Annotated in this window: 14 protein-coding genes and 1 tRNA gene; 6 read left to right on the top strand and 9 right to left on the bottom strand. The window is 70.4% G+C overall.

Going from position 1 to position 14,374, the window contains the following annotated elements:
* Window positions 1-149 precede the first annotated feature (149 nt).
* The 3 genes from F9B98_RS10385 to F9B98_RS10395 all read left to right on the top strand — a co-directional run bounded on the left by F9B98_RS10385 (window position 150) and on the right by F9B98_RS10395 (window position 1,883).
* A complete protein-coding gene (locus F9B98_RS10385; RefSeq protein ID WP_150956939.1) occupies window positions 150-860 on the top strand; it encodes an SOS response-associated peptidase in 711 nt (236 codons plus the stop codon).
* Window positions 857-1,765 carry a 3-methyladenine DNA glycosylase gene (locus tag F9B98_RS10390; protein ID WP_150956942.1) on the top strand — a complete coding sequence of 303 codons (909 nt, stop codon included), beginning with the start codon at window positions 857-859 and terminating at the stop codon, window positions 1,763-1,765. Before F9B98_RS10385 ends, F9B98_RS10390 begins: the two co-directional genes overlap by 4 nt.
* 42 nt (window positions 1,766-1,807) lie before the next feature.
* A tRNA-Ala gene (locus F9B98_RS10395) sits at window positions 1,808-1,883 on the top strand.
* Window positions 1,884-2,461: 578 nt separating this feature from the next.
* Here the strand turns inward: F9B98_RS10395 and F9B98_RS10400 are convergent.
* Window positions 2,462-3,826, bottom strand: coding sequence for an MFS transporter (locus tag F9B98_RS10400; protein ID WP_150956945.1), 1,365 nt, complete (start codon window positions 3,824-3,826; stop codon window positions 2,462-2,464).
* Between the two features lie 179 nt (window positions 3,827-4,005).
* Between F9B98_RS10400 and F9B98_RS10405 the strand changes: the two genes are divergently transcribed.
* Genes F9B98_RS10405 through F9B98_RS10415 form a run of 3 tightly spaced genes read left to right on the top strand, consistent with a single transcriptional unit; the run spans window position 4,006 to window position 6,976 of the window.
* On the top strand, window positions 4,006-4,662 hold the full coding sequence (locus tag F9B98_RS10405) for a response regulator transcription factor (RefSeq protein WP_150956947.1): 657 nt from the start codon (window positions 4,006-4,008) through the stop codon (window positions 4,660-4,662).
* Window positions 4,659-6,047: a sensor histidine kinase gene (locus F9B98_RS10410; protein ID WP_150956950.1), complete on the top strand. Its 1,389-nt coding sequence runs from the start codon at window positions 4,659-4,661 to the stop codon at window positions 6,045-6,047. Before F9B98_RS10405 ends, F9B98_RS10410 begins: the two co-directional genes overlap by 4 nt.
* Complete coding sequence (locus F9B98_RS10415; RefSeq protein WP_191966766.1) at window positions 6,044-6,976, top strand: TAXI family TRAP transporter solute-binding subunit; 933 nt, start codon at window positions 6,044-6,046, stop codon at window positions 6,974-6,976. Before F9B98_RS10410 ends, F9B98_RS10415 begins: the two co-directional genes overlap by 4 nt.
* 5 nt (window positions 6,977-6,981) lie before the next feature.
* Here the strand turns inward: F9B98_RS10415 and F9B98_RS10420 are convergent, their stop codons facing one another.
* From F9B98_RS10420 to obgE, 8 genes are all read right to left on the bottom strand, one after another.
* Complete coding sequence (locus F9B98_RS10420; RefSeq protein WP_225310307.1) at window positions 6,982-8,232, bottom strand: LCP family protein; 1,251 nt, start codon at window positions 8,230-8,232, stop codon at window positions 6,982-6,984.
* Window positions 8,233-8,323: 91 nt separating this feature from the next.
* A complete protein-coding gene (gene rsfS / locus F9B98_RS10425; protein ID WP_150956956.1) occupies window positions 8,324-8,704 on the bottom strand; it encodes a ribosome silencing factor in 381 nt (126 codons plus the stop codon).
* A complete protein-coding gene (locus F9B98_RS10430; RefSeq protein WP_150956958.1) occupies window positions 8,701-9,801 on the bottom strand; it encodes a hypothetical protein in 1,101 nt (366 codons plus the stop codon). Before F9B98_RS10430 ends, rsfS begins: the two co-directional genes overlap by 4 nt.
* The gene (gene nadD / locus F9B98_RS10435; RefSeq protein WP_150956961.1) at window positions 9,798-10,394 is read right to left on the bottom strand and encodes a nicotinate-nucleotide adenylyltransferase; all 597 of its coding nucleotides are present in this window, start codon (window positions 10,392-10,394) and stop codon (window positions 9,798-9,800) included. The genes F9B98_RS10430 and nadD overlap by 4 nt, the downstream gene beginning before the upstream one ends.
* A gap of 10 nt (window positions 10,395-10,404) precedes the next feature.
* Window positions 10,405-10,629, bottom strand: coding sequence for a hypothetical protein (locus F9B98_RS10440; RefSeq protein WP_150956964.1), 225 nt, complete (start codon window positions 10,627-10,629; stop codon window positions 10,405-10,407).
* A 50-nt stretch (window positions 10,630-10,679) separates the two neighbouring features.
* Entirely contained in the window at window positions 10,680-11,939 is a 1,260-nt protein-coding gene (locus tag F9B98_RS10445; RefSeq protein WP_150956967.1) for a glutamate-5-semialdehyde dehydrogenase, read from the bottom strand.
* Window positions 11,936-12,781 (bottom strand): glutamate 5-kinase, encoded by an 846-nt coding sequence (gene proB, locus F9B98_RS10450; RefSeq protein ID WP_150956970.1) that lies wholly within the window; start codon window positions 12,779-12,781, stop codon window positions 11,936-11,938. The genes F9B98_RS10445 and proB overlap by 4 nt, the downstream gene beginning before the upstream one ends.
* Window positions 12,778-14,322 carry a GTPase ObgE gene (gene obgE, locus F9B98_RS10455; RefSeq protein ID WP_150956973.1) on the bottom strand — a complete coding sequence of 515 codons (1,545 nt, stop codon included), beginning with the start codon at window positions 14,320-14,322 and terminating at the stop codon, window positions 12,778-12,780. The genes proB and obgE overlap by 4 nt, the downstream gene beginning before the upstream one ends.
* Window positions 14,323-14,374 lie beyond the last annotated feature (52 nt).

Here is a 14,374-nt window from a genome sequence, read left to right on the forward strand (position 1 = left end):
TGCNCCGGCGCGGCGCGCAACCTCAGCGATCCGTGCAAAGTCAGTGGCATCCCGTGCCTTCCGGCTGAGGATATGCGAATCACTGACGCAGAGCGCAAGGAGGGCCGGACGGGCGGCCCGATGTCGGAGGTGGCGCGTACGGTGGAGGCATGTGCGGTCGATTCGTCGTAGCCAATGTGGCCAGTGAGCTCGTGGGGGTGCTGCGCGTCGATGTCGAGGCCGACGAGCTGCCGAAGCCCTCGTACAACATCGCGCCCACGTCGCAGGTGGGGATCGTGCTCGATTCGATCAAGAGCGAGCCCCCGGTGCGGCGCCTCGAGGTCGCGCGGTGGGGCCTGATCCCGGGCTGGGCCAAAGACGTCAAGATCGGCGCGCGGGCGTTCAACGCACGCAGTGAAGAGGTCGAAGACAAGCCGATGTTCCGCAACGCCCTGATCAAGCGGCGCGCGGTGATCCCGGCCTCCGGCTATTACGAATGGAAGACCACCGACGAGGGGAAGACGCCGCACTACATCCACCCCGCCGACGGCTCGCCGCTGTTCTTCGCGGGACTGTACGAGTGGTGGAAGAATCCCGCGCTCGCCGACGATGATCCGGCTCGCTGGGTGCTGAGCTGCACCATCCTCACGCGCGACGCGATCGGGCGCCTCGGGTCGATCCACGACCGCATGCCGCTGTTCATGGACCCCGATTTCGCCGACGCCTGGCTCGACCCCACGACGGAGAACGTCGGAGACATTCTCGACGCGGCGATCGACGCCGCCCCCGACATGGCCGAGACCCTTGACGACCACGTCGTGTCGTCCGCGGTGGGGAACGTGCGCAACGACTCCCCCGAGCTCATCGAGCCGGTCGAGTGACGTCGCTGCTCACCCGGCCCGTCCTCGCTCGCGAGGAATGGGCAGCCCTCGCTGAAGAGCACGCCGCGCGCGCCGACGTGCTCACCGCTGACCACCGCGCTCGCGCGAGTCGCGCGCAGAAGCACCCGGTCGAGGACTTCCTCTTCACGTACTACTCGTACAAGCCGGCGATTCTTCGGCGCTGGCATCCGGGCCCGGGCGTGTTGCTCGAGCAGGCCGACGAGCGCGTCGGGTGGCGCTGGTACCGGGCAGAGGGCGATCGTGTCGAGGTGGATGCCGAGCGCTTCCGCACCGAGAAGGGATCGATGTACCGCGGAATCGTCAACCTGCTGAGGGCGACCGCCGACCGGCCGGCGCAGTTCGGCTGCTTCGGCCTGCACGAGTGGGCGATGGCGTACCGCGCCGACGAGGTTCGCCACGCCGTTCCGCTGCGTCTGGGTCGTGACGGCACCGACGCGGTGGTCGACGCGCACGACCTGAGGTGTACGCACTTCGACGCTTTCCGGTTCTTCACTCCCGAGGCGGTGCCCCTCAACCGCACGCCGCTCAGCCGCGACGACCGGGTCGCGAGAGAGCAGCCGGGCTGCCTGCACGCGGGGATGGACGTCTACAAGTGGGCCGTGAAGCTCGGGCCGCTGGTTCCGGGCTCGTTGCTGCTCGACGCCTTCGAGCTGGCGCGAGACATCCGCACGCTCGACATGCAGGCCTCCCCCTATGACCTGACCGCCTGGGGGTACACCCCCGTCGCGATCGAGACCCCCGAGGGCAAGGCCGAGTACGTGACGCGCCAGCGCATGGTGAGCGAGCGCGGACAAGCCCTCCGACGGGCCGTCCTCGCGGCCGCTGCGGGGCTCGACGACACGCCCGGCGGCGCCGATTTCTTGCCGTCGCGATCTGTGTTGTAAGCTCATGGAGTTGCCTCAAACGGGGCGGAAAACAAAACAAACGGGCCTGTGGCGCAGCTGGTAGCGCACCTGCATGGCATGCAGGGGGTCAGGGGTTCGAGTCCCCTCAGGTCCACCACAAGAGAAAGCCTCCGCTTCGGCGGGGGCTTTCGTCGTTTCGCCTCCGGCTCGTCCTCGGGTCGGCGGGGGCGACGGCATCCCGAGCCGGGCGCATAGACTCAGCGATCCGCATAACTTCAGCCCCGAGGCAGGGGATGTTACTGACTCTGCGCGAATCGCTGAACCTACGCGGGGCGCCGGCACCACGGCATCCGGGGTTCTCGGCACACACTCAGCGATCCGCATAACTTCAGCCCCGAGGCGCGAAATGCCACTGAGTTTGTGCGAATCGCGGAGGTTGTGCGAAGCGATAGGCACCGCGGCATCCGGGGCCCCGGCACCAACTCAGCGATCCGCACAACTTCAGCCCTGAGGCGCGGGATGCCACTGACTTTGTGCGGATTGCTGAGGAAAAGAGTGACACCGGCGCCCGCGGCATCCCGTGCCCCCGCACAAAGTCAGCGATCCGCACAGCCTCAGCCCGAGACCGCCGGAGAGAATGACTCCGCGCGAATCGCGGAGCGTAGCCGCCCCGCCCCACCCATCAACCACAAGGGGCGCCTCCCCCGAAGGAGAGGCGCCCCTCGCGCGGCGGGGTCAGCGGGCCGAGACCGTCTCGCGGCTCTTCTTCACGTGCGCTTCGCGCATCACGAGCTCGTCGTCGAGCCAGTTCGGCGCCTTGTTGCGCAGGGCGAAGATGTACACCGCGAGCGAGGCCGCGATGATGACCGTGACGTACACGATGAACAACGGCACCTGCGAGGTCGACTGCGCTCCGGCGTACAGCAGGGGCGCGGTGCCGCCGAAGAGCGAGTTGGCGAGGGCGTAGCCGAGGCCGACGCCGAGCGCCCGCACGTGCGTCGGGAACAGCTGGGCCTTCACGAGCGCGTTGATCGAGGTGTATCCGGTCAGGATGACGAAGCCGCCGAGCAGGATCGCGAAGGCGGCGAACTCGTTGGTCTGCTGCGGGAGCATCGTGATGAGGAACCACGTGTAGAGCACTCCGCCGACGCCGAAGAACACCAGGAGCGTCTTGCGGCCGACCTTGTCGCTCAGCCAGCCGCCGAGGGGCTGCATCAGCATGAGGGCGGTCAGCGCGATGAGGTTGATCACGGTGCCGGTGACGACGTCGCCGCCCGAGAAGGCCGTCTTGACGATGTTCGGTCCGGTGACCGAGTACGTGTAGAACGCGACGGTGCCGCCCGCGGTCACCGCGAAGCACAGCAGCAGCGGGCGCCAGTTGTTCACGAGCAGGTCGCGCATCGAACCGGAGTCCTTCGCCCGGCCCGCCTTGGTGTCGTCGAGCACGTGCTTCTCGAGCGACTCGTCCATCGTGCGGCGCATCCAGAACACGGCCACCGCCGCGACGCCGCCGATGGCGAACGCCACGCGCCAGCCCCATGTCGTGATGGCTTCCTCGTCGAGCGTCAGCACCATGATGAGCAGGGTGGTCTGCGCCAGCACGTGCCCGCCGACGAGCGTGACGTAGTGGAAGGACGAGAGGAACCCGCGGCGACCGGGCATCGCGGCCTCGGACATGTAGGTGGCGCTCGTGCCGTACTCGCCGCCGGTGGCGAAGCCCTGCAGGAGTCGGGCCAAGACGAGGATGACGACGGCGCCGACTCCGATCGCCTCGGCGGTCGGAGCGAAGGCGATGATGAGCGAGCAGAAGGCCATGAGCGACACCGACACCGTCAGCGACAGGCGGCGGCCGTAGCGGTCGGCGAAGCGACCGAAGAACCACGAGCCGATCGGTCGCATGAGGAAAGTGACGGCGAAGATCGCCCACACGTAGATGGTGGAGTTCTTGTCGTCGGCGCTGAAGAACTGCGACTCGAAGTACACCGCGAACACGGAGTAGACGTAGACGTCGTACCACTCCACGAGGTTGCCGGCCGAGCCTTTGAGGGTGTTCGAGATCGAACGCCGCAGACTCGTGGGGATCGTCGTCGTCGTTGACATGAGGAAACCGTTCGGTCGAGGGACGCTGGTCGTCTCGTCACCGCCGAGAGGGGGCCTCCGGCAGCGGTGACGAGGCTTATCGGCCATCGTGTCGGGCCGCGGCACCGCCGAGCGAGATCCTTACAGTGGCCTTACATTCGAGGGCCGCGGAGCCGCCGAGCCTGTGCCTACGATGGAGCATGCACGTACTCGTCGCCGAGGACGACGGCTCCGTCGCCGCGGCTCTCGTCTCGGCCCTGAGCCGCGCCGGTCACACGTGCACCCGGGTCTCTCGGGGCAGCGACGTGCTCCTGCGCCACCGCGACGCCCAGGCGGTCCTGCTGGATCTCGGCCTCGAAGACCGCGACGGCCTCGACGTCTTGCGGGATCTCCGTGAGCTCAGCCAGATCCCGGTGATCGTGGTGACCGCGCGGGGCGACGAGCGGTCGACCGTGCGGGCGCTGTCGCTCGGTGCCGACGACTACCTCGTCAAGCCCGTGCGCCTGCACGAGCTCCTCGCGCGACTGATCGCCGTCACGCGCCGGTACAGCCCGCCCGAGGAGCCGACCCGTGTGGAGACTTCCCGGCTGTCGATCGACATCGACTCCCGACGCGTCAGCGCCGCGGGCCGTGACGTGTCGCTCACGCCCAACGAGTTCGGCATCCTGTTGTCTCTCGCCCGCCGCGCGGGGACGGTCGTGAGCCGCCGAGTCATCCTCGACGAGGTGTGGGGCGACGCCTACGCGGCGTCGTCGCGGTCGTTCGACGTGCACATGGGCCAGGTGCGACAGAAGCTCCCCGAGGTCACAATCACCACGGTCCGCGGCTACGGGTACCGCCTCGAGGATGCCGCGTGAAGCTGCGGGTCCTGCTTCCGCTGCTGGTCTTCGGGCTCATCGCGGTCATCGCGGTGCTCATCCCCGTCGCGCAGTCGATCGCGGACTCGCGCACGCAACAGGTCGCCCTGCAGCGCCAGGCGGCGCTCGACCAGGTCGTGCAGCGGGCCCGAACGGCGCTCGTCCAGGGCGGCACGTCGAGCCTGCAGACCTACGTCGACCGGTTCTACGCGGTGTACGGCGAGGCCGTGCTCGTGCTCGATGAGAGCGGCGGCGCGGTTGCCTCGGCCGGGGGCCTCTCCCCCGACGTCGACGTGCGTTCGATAGCCGGAGCGGCCTCGCGGGCGATCCCCCAGGTGTCGCTGCCGAGCGTCACGCCGTGGGCCCCCGACACCGCGCTGGTCGCCGTCCCCGTCATCGCGGCGGGCGATCTGTCGACCGGAGTGGTGGTGCTCGAGGTCGATCTCGTCCGCGCGAAGACCGAGGTCGCGGCGGCGTGGACGGTCGTGGTCCTCATCGGCTTGCTGATGCTCGCCGCCCTCATGGGGGCCTCCCTGCTCTGGACACGCTGGATCCTGCGCCCGGTGCGCGCGCTCGATGCCGCCGTCGCCGCGCTCACAGCCCATCGCGAGCCGGTCCCCCTGCGTCCGACCGGACCACCCGAGCTTCGCCGTCTCAGCCGCGCCTTCACCACCATGACCGACGAGGTCGAGAACACCCTCGAGCAGCAGCGCGGCTTCGTGGCCGACGCCTCGCACCAGCTGCGCACTCCCCTGGCCGCCATCCGCCTCCGCGTGGACTCGCTCCCTCGGAATCCGGATGCCGCGGACGACCTCGCCGCGGTCGACCACGACCTCGACCGGCTCGAGCACACCGTCGAACGGATGCTGACCCTGGCCAACGCCGAGCATCGCGCCTCCGCCTCGCGGCAGGGCTACGACGCCGCGCGGGACGAGGGGGCGGAGCGCGAATGCCGGGTGTCGGCATCCGAGCTCGGGCATCTGCACCGCTGGCGACTCGACGAGGCGGGCGTGATCCTCGAAGCCTCGGACGACACCGCGGTCGTCGTGCCGTGCGGCCGAGCGGATCTCGAGGAGATGGTCCAGGTGCTGCTCGACAACGCAGCCAACTACGCCGGTCGCGGCGCTCTGGTACGGCTGGCCCTGACCGACGACGGAGGCGGCGTCACGCTGCGCGTCGACGACTCGGGTGCCCACCTCGCCGACGCCGACCTCGAGAGCATGGGCACACGCTTCTGGCGCGCGAGCGCTCACCGTTCGATGCCGGGCACCGGCCTGGGGCTCGCGATCGTGGCCGAGCTTATGCGGGCAGCCGGAGGCACCCTGTACCTCGAGCGGTCGCCCCTGGGCGGACTCGGCGCACGACTCGAGTGGAGACGCTCGTGACCCCGCTGACCCGCCGCGCGTTCTTCTCGATCGTGGCGGGCGCCGGGGCGCTGTCGCTCGCGGCCTGTTCCGCTCCCTCGTCGACCCCTCTCGTCCTCGGCTGCGGGGAACCGGGCGGCAGCTACCTCGAGTTCGGCCAACTTCTGGCGGCCGCGACGGCGTCATCGGCGGCGGTGTCCGTCTCGCCACGGGCCAGCGAGGGCAGCATCGACAACCTCCGCCTGCTGCGGGAGCGCCGCGTGGACCTCGGACTCTCTCTGGTGGATTCGGCAACGGATGCCGCTGACGACATCGTCGCGATCGGGCGCGTCTACCAGAACTACCTTCAGTGCATCGTGCGCGCGGGCGCCGGGATCTCGCAGCTCGCCGACCTGGCGGGGCGCACGGTGTCTCTGGGTGCCCCGGGATCGGGCGCGGCTCAGACGGCGAGACGGGTGCTCGACGCGTCCGGACTCGACTCGACGGGCACCGCGAGGCCGCGGACGGTGGAACGCACGTTCCGCGGCGCCGTCGACGATCTCGCCGCGGGACGCATCGACGCCTTCTTCTGGTCGGGTGGGGTCCCCACCCCGCAGATCGCGGCACTCGCCGAGCAAGTACCGGTGTCGGTGATCGACACGACCCCCGCTCTGCCGGCGCTCAGTGCGCGGTTCCCCGACGTGTACGCCGCCACCACGATCCCCGCCGGCGTCTACGGCGCCACGCGATCGGTGCCCACGATCGGCGTCGCGAACCTCCTGCTCGCTCGCGCCGACCTCGCCGACGACCTGGCGCGCGCGCTCGTCGACGCCCTCATCGACGACGCCCCGGCCCTCGTGCCGCCGGACGCCCTCGGCATCCAGTATCTGACCCCGGCGAGTCTCATCGACACCTCGCCGATCGCCCTGCACCCCGCCGCCGAGCGCCGGTATCGCGAGCGGTACGGCTGAGCGGTTCAGTTCACGCAGGGCACCGACCCCGAGCGCATCGGCTGCTGCGAGTCGGTGTACACCGATGACGTCGGGCTGGGAGACGCCGAGGGGGCCGCGGTCTCGGAAGCCGTGGCCGCGGGCTCCTCGGACGGGGCCGAGGACGCCTCCGTCGTCGACGCGGGCTCCGGATGCAGCAGGGCGCTGACCTGCGCCGCGATCGCCTTCTGGTCGACGATGTTTACGCTCTCGCCGTCGATCGTGCCGAAGCGCTCGACGGGAAGGGTCTGGAACGTCACGTCTCCCCCGGCGAGGCGCTGCGCGGTGGAGGCGAGGCTCAGCAGGTCGAAGCCCTTGTCGACGGCCACGTACTGCTTGGCGGTATCGAGGAGGTCCTGCATGCGTCCGAAGTCGGTGAACGTCTGCGCATCGCGCAGCTTGAGCGCGAGCGACACCATGAACGCCTGCTGGCGGCGCGTGCGGTCGAGGTCGGTGAGGAAGACGTTGCGGTACTCGGTGTCGCGGCGCTGACGAACGAACGCCATCGCCTGCGACGCGTCGATCTGCTGCTCGCCGGCGGCGAAGTTCGCGCCCGAGTACGTGTCGGCCGTGGCCTGGTTCAGGCACACCGAGATCGGCTGCACGGCCTGCGCGACCCGGTAGAACGCCGCCATCGTGACCTCGACGAAGTGGTCGATGGGCACCCCTCCCAGGAACTGCGAGACGGTCTGCATCTCCTCGGTACGGGCGGCGTCACGGGCCTGCTGGTACGCGTCGTCCTCGGCCACGCCCGCGGCGCGCAGCTCGTCGTTCTTCGCGGCGAAGGCTCGACCATAAGCCTCTTTGATCTTCCCCTTCTTCGTCCCGCCGGGAGCGCCCGCGTAGTCGACGTAGTCGTCGCGTGGGATCGAGACGGCCACCGCCTGCCCGCCGCCGGCCGGGATGTGCACGTACATCAGCACGTTGGTGTTGTACCCGCCGACCGAGGCGTCTTCGGCGTGAATGGCGTCGTAGATCTCCTGCGGGTAGGGCTTGCCGTCCTCGTCGACGCGGCTGTCGAGACCCATGATGAGGATGTTCTGCTCGCCCTCGTCCTGCGCGACGCCGGGAGCGGCGGTGGGCAGCTCGGCATCGGAATGACGGATGCCATTGGCCGCCCCCGCGAGGTTCACGGCGACGAAGGCCACGGTGCCCACCACCGCCGTGGTGACGACGGCGGCGACGATGAGCAGGAGTCGGCGCCGGTTGCGGCGCACGCGGGGCGAGGTGGGTGACACCGACCCAGCTTGCGCCCCCGCGGCTATGAATCCGGCGAACGAACGCGAACGCCCCCTGCCGCGGTGGCAGAGGGCGTCGACGGGGAGGGCGTCAGTCGGCGGCGTTGGCCGGGGTCGGCAGCTCGATCGGGACGACCGGGCAGTCCTTCCACAGGCGCTCGAGGCCGTAATAGACGCGCTCCTCTTCGTGGAAGACGTGCACGACCAGGTCGCCGAAGTCGAGCAGCACCCAGCGGGACTCCTGCCGGCCCTCGCGACGCACGCGCTTGTGGCCGTGCTCGAGCAGCTTCTCTTCGACCTCGTCGGCGATCGCGGCGACGTTGCGCTCGTTGCGACCGGTGACGAGGAGGAAGATGTCGACCAGCGGAAGGGGCTCGGAGACGTCGAGGGCGACGATGTCGTCGCCGCCCTTCGCGTCGGCGGCGAGGGCGGCGATCTGCGCCATCTCGCGACCGTTGTCGGTGGCGGTCATCGGAAGACTCCTGTCGTGAAGGCGAGGCCGAGGGTGACGGCCACCGCCAGGAAGAGAGCACCGGTCGTGATGATGAGCCCGATGAGGAGCTTGCTGCCCTTCTCGGGTGCCGGCGGTCGGATGATCTCACCGGGCTGCTTGACGGTGCTGATCGCGGCGCTGGCCGCGATCGGGGTGGGAGACGAGGCGGGCGGCAGCTCGCCGTCGAGGAGCACCGCGTCGGCGTCACGGCCGTCGGTGGTGCCGGGTGCGTGACCGATCGAGCCCAGACCCTCGGGCAGTTCGAAGGTGCCGGTGATCATGACCTCGCCCGTCGCGGTGACGGGGCCGACCAGGGGGACGCCCGCGGGAGTCTGCGACAGGATCAGCGCGTTCGGGGTCGACACCGCGCCGCTCGCGGCGGTGTTGCGCGAGATCAGCTGGTCGAACGAGGCCGGGAGGGTGACCTCGGGGGTCGCGCCGTCGAGCAGCTCGGAGCCGAGGGCGGGGTTCACCACCGATGACCCGGGAGCGTCGGCCGCGGCCTCCTCGAGGGCGGCCGGTCGGAAGATCGCCGGCTGAGCGGGCTCGTCGTCGACCTGCGGGGCCGCGGCCGGGGCGTTCTGGCGGGGCAGCGACGACTCGAGGTCGGAGCTGATCACCGGCACGGCCGCGGTGCGGATCTTCTCCTGCGCCCGCACCTGGCGGCGGGTGAGGCCGGTGACGCCGAAGTCGCCGTCGCCGAACGGGCCGTCGAACGAGTCGGGGCGGAGGGCGGGAGCGAACGGCTCGTCACGCGGGACGACGGGTGCGGGCTCCTCCGATACGGCCGGCTCGTGCGTCGAGGGCGCCCCAGCGCCGGCGGGGGCCCCGAGCACAGCGTGCTCGTCCGAGACCGCGGGCTCGCTCGAGACGGCGGGCTCCTCGGCGACGCCGGGCTCGGGGACGCGATCCACGACGGGCGCCTCGGGTGCCTCGACCGCGGGGGCCGGGGTGCCGGCATCCGGAGTCTCGCCCTCGGGCTGCGGAGTGATGATGGGCGTCGCGCCGGTCTGGCGGAGCTCGCGCAGCTGCCGACGGGTCAGCGCGGGAGTCTCGGAATTCTCGGGAGTGCTCATGCTGTGCTCCGGTAGAGGTGGTGCTTCGCGATGTACTGCACGACGCCGTCGGGCACGAGGTACCACACGGGGTGGCCCCGGCGCACGCGGGCGCGGCAGTCTGTGGACGAGATCGACAGGGCGGGGATCTCCAGCTGGCTCACGTTCTCGGACGGGAGGCCCTCGGTGGTCAGGACGTGACCCGGTCGCGAGACCGCGACGAAGTGCGCGAGGTCCCACAGCTCTTGATGGTTGCGCCAGCTGAGGATCTGCGCGACCGCGTCGGCGCCCGTGATGAAGAACAGCTCTGCACCGGGGCGCTGATCCTGCAGGTCGCGCAGGGTGTCGATCGTGTACGTGGGCCCCGCGCGATCGACGTCGACGCGGCTCACGGTGAACTGCGGATTGGATGCCGTGGCGATCACCGTCATGAGGTAGCGGTGCTCGCTCTCGGTGACGTCGTCTTTCTGCCACGGGCGGCCCGTGGGCACGAAGACGACCTCGTCGAGGTCCAACGATTGGGCGACCTCGCTGGCGGCGACCAGGTGACCGTGATGGATGGGATCGAACGTCCCACCCATGACCCCGATGCGAGGGGCGCGCGTCACCGACATACGGTGGGCCTCAGTGGCCGTGCGCCTCGGGGGTGGGCGTCCCGTGCTTCTGGGTGTACGCCGCCGCCTTGTGCGCGTGACGGTTCGACACGTTGCGGTACGACAGCGTCACGAGGCTCAGGGCGACGAAGGTCACGAACGCCACGGCGCCGTACCAGAAGGTCTGGGCCTGGACGTTGCCGCCGTGGTGGGCGCCTTCTTCTGCGGCGTGGGCCAGAAGTGCGACGAAAGTCATCAGTGCTCCGATCAGAGGTCTGCGCGAGGCGCGCATCTCATTTTAGGCGGTCAGGCGCGTACCTGGCCGTCGCCGCGCCCGAGCCACTTCGTGCTCGTGAGCTCGGCGAGGCCCATGGGTCCGCGGGCGTGGAGTTTCTGGGTGGAGATGCCGACCTCGGCCCCGAAGCCGAACTCGCCTCCATCGGTGAAACGCGTGGAGGCGTTCACCAGCACCACCGCGGAGTCGACCTCGGCGAGGAAGCGCTCGGCCGCCTCGGGGTCGGCGGTGATGATCGACTCGGTGTGGTGCGTCGAGTAGCGGCGGATGTGCGCGAGCGCCTCGTCGAGACCGTCGACCACGCGCACGGCGAGATCGAGCGTGCCGTACTCCGTCGACCAGTCGTCGTCGGTGGCCGAGACGACCCGCGCATCTAGCGCGCGCGTCGCCTCGTCGCCGTGCACGGTCACGCCGGCTTCGTCGAGGGATGCCAGCAGCTCCGGCAGCAGGCGATCGGCCGCCGCGCGGTGCACGAGCACCGTCTCGACGGCGTTGCACACGCTCGGGCGCTGGGTCTTGGCGTTCAGCACGATGTCGCGGGCCCAGTCCTCGCGCGCGGTGGCGTCGAGGAAGACGTGCACGACGCCGGCCCCGGTCTCGATGACGGGGACGGTCGACTCGGTGACGACGGTCTCGATGAGTCCGGCGCTGCCGCGCGGGACGAGCACGTCGACGAGGCCGCGGGCGTTCATGAGGGCCTTCGCGCCGTCACGACCGAAGTCGTCGACGCTCTGGATCGCCTCGGGGCTCACACCCTGATCGGCCAGCGCATCGCGCATGACGCGCACGAGCGTGGCGTTGCTGCTCTGCGCCGCCGACCCCCCGCGCAGCACCACGGCATTGCCCGAGCGCAGGGCCAGAGAGGCGATGTCGACGGTCACGTTGGGTCGTGCCTCGTATATCGAGCCGACCACGCCGAAGGGCACGGCCACCTTCTCGAGGGAGAGGCCGTTCGGCAGGGTGCGGGTGTCGAGGACGCGCCCGACCGGGTCGGGGAGCTCGGCGACATCGCGCACCGCCGCGGCGAGGGCCGACACGCGCGTGTCATCGAGACGCAGGCGGTCCAGTAGCGCCTCGCCGATGGCATCCTGCCGCCCTCTCTCGAGGTCGTCGGCGTTGGCCGCGACGATCTCGGTCGATGCGGCCTCGAGCGCGTCGGCGACGGCGTGCAGCAGCGCGCTCTTGCGGGCCGAATCGAGCAGACCGATCTCGCGCGCGGCGTCTTTGGCCAGACGCAGGCGCTCGTCGACGGAGGTGGCGATGGCGGTCATGCGCTCAGTGTACCGGCGGGGGTGATGGCGCCCACGGGGCCGGTGGAGAGGGTCACGGGGTCGGGATGAGGGGCGAACCATGTGCCCACCGACTCCCCCGAGAGGGCGGATGCCACGAGGTCGGCGCTCGTGACGAGCACGCCCACCCCCGCGGTCGAGGCGAGCTTGGCCGCCGAGGCCTTGGTGGCCGCTCCCCCGGTGCCCACTCCGTTCACGACGCCCGCGCCGAACTCAAACTCCGACAGGTCGTCGCCCCATGCCACGTCAGTGATGGGGCGGGCTCCGGGTTCGCTGGGCGGACGGGTGAAGAGCGTCTCGATGTCGCTGAGCAGCACGAGCACGTCGGCGCCGATCAGCTGCGCCACGAGGGCGGCGAGCCGGTCGTTGTCGCCGAAGCGGATCTCGTGAGTGGCGACGGTGTCGTTCTCGTTCACGATGGGCAGGATGCCGAGCCCCAGCAGTCTCTCCATGGCGCGACGCGCGTTGGAGCGGTGCGTGGCGTTCTCGAGGTCGCCGGCCGTGAGGAGGACCTGTCCCGCGAGCAGACCGAAGCGGTCGAGCGAGGTCTGGTACCGCCACATGAGGACGTTCTGACCGACCGCGGCTGCGGCCTGCTGGGTGGCGAGGTCGTTCGGGCGGCCCTCGAGGTCGAGCAGCGGAAGTGCCGTGGCGATGGCGCCCGATGACACGAGGACGACCTCGGTTCCGGCGCCGTGGGCGCGCGAGAGCGCCTCGACGATCGTGTCGATGCGGTGGGCTCCGTCGCCGCTGATCGACGACGAACCGACCTTCACCACGACGCGGGCGGCGCCGGGGATGTCGGCGCGCGTCGTCGCGGTCACCGCTCCTCGTCCTCGAACGCGAGCTGGGAGGAGTCGCCGTCGGGCGAGATGCCGGCGGCACGCGCCGCGCGGCGCTCGGCCTCGAGCTCGGCGCGGGCGTCGGCCTTGGCATCCATCCGCTCGTGATACTGCTCGCGGCGCTCCGACGAGGTACGGCGGGAGTTCTGCACGAGACGCGGGTCGGTGCCGCGGGGGGCCGTCATGAGCTCGGCCGCCGAGGTGAGGGTGGGCTCCCAGTCGAAGACGATGCCGTCGCCGGGGCCGATGACCACGGTCGCGCCCGCGACCGCGCCGGCGCGGAACAGCCCGTCTTCGACGCCGAGGCGCGCGAGACGGTCGGCGAGGTAGCCCACGGCCTCTTCGTTCTGGAAGTCGGTCTGCTGCACCCACTTGACCGGCTTGTCGCCGAGGATGCGGTAGACGGGGCCGTACGTTCCGCCCTCGACCTTGATCTCGAAGTCCTTGGCGGCGCCCTTCGGGCGGATGACCACGCGCTCGGCCGGCGTCTGGTCGATCGTCGCGAGACGGTGCTCCTCGACGATGTCGCCGAGGGCGAAAGTGAGCTCGCGCAGACCCGCGCGGCTGACGGTGGAGATCTCGAAGACGCGGAAGCCGCGGGCCTCGAGGTCGGGGCGCACGAAGTCGGCGAGCTCGTGCGCCTCGGGGACGTCGACCTTATTCAAGGCGACGATCTGCGGGCGGTCGAGCAGGGGGATCTGACCTTCGGGCACCGGGTAGGCAGCGAGCTCGGCGAGGATGATGTCGAGGTCGCTGAGCGGGTCGCGACCCGGGTCGAGCGTGGCGCAGTCCAGCACGTGCACGAGGGCCGTGCAGCGCTCGACGTGGCGGAGGAACTCCAGGCCCAGGCCCTTCCCCTCGCTCGCGCCCTCGATGAGGCCCGGCACGTCGGCGATCGTGTAGCGAGCGTCGCCCGCCTGCACGACGCCGAGGTTCGGGTGCAGCGTGGTGAACGGGTAGTCGGCGATCTTGGGGCGAGCGGCCGATACCGCGGCGATCAGGCTCGACTTGCCCGCCGAGGGGAAGCCGACCAGGGCGACGTCGGCGACGGTCTTGAGCTCGAGGACGACGTCGCCCTCGTAACCGGGGGTTCCGAGCAGCGCGAAGCCGGGGGCTTTGCGCTTGGGCGAGGCGAGAGCGGCGTTGCCGAGACCGCCCAGACCGCCAGGGGCGGCGACGAAGCGCATTCCCGGGGTGAGCATGTCGACGAGCACGTTTCCGTCGGTGTCTTTGACGACGGTGCCGAGCGGCACGGGGAGCTCTTGATCCTCACCCAGCGCGCCCGAGCGGTGGTCGCCCATGCCGAACCCGCCGTTGCCCGCGGAGCGGTGCGGCGAGTGGTGGTACGACAGCAGGGTCGTGGTCTGCGGGTCGGCGACGAGCACGACGTCGCCGCCGCTGCCTCCGTTGCCGCCGTCGGGACCGGCCAGCGGCTTGAACTTCTCACGGCGCACCGAGACGCAGCCGTTGCCGCCCTTTCCTGCACGCAGGTGCAGGGTCACGCGGTCGACGAAGGTGACCATGGCGGGTCCTTCCGGGTGTGGCCGGCGGTGCCGACTCGAAAACAGAAGAGGG

This window comes from Microbacterium testaceum StLB037, from assembly GCF_008763945.1.
Taxonomy (GTDB): Bacteria; Actinomycetota; Actinomycetes; order Actinomycetales; family Microbacteriaceae; genus Microbacterium; species Microbacterium testaceum_G.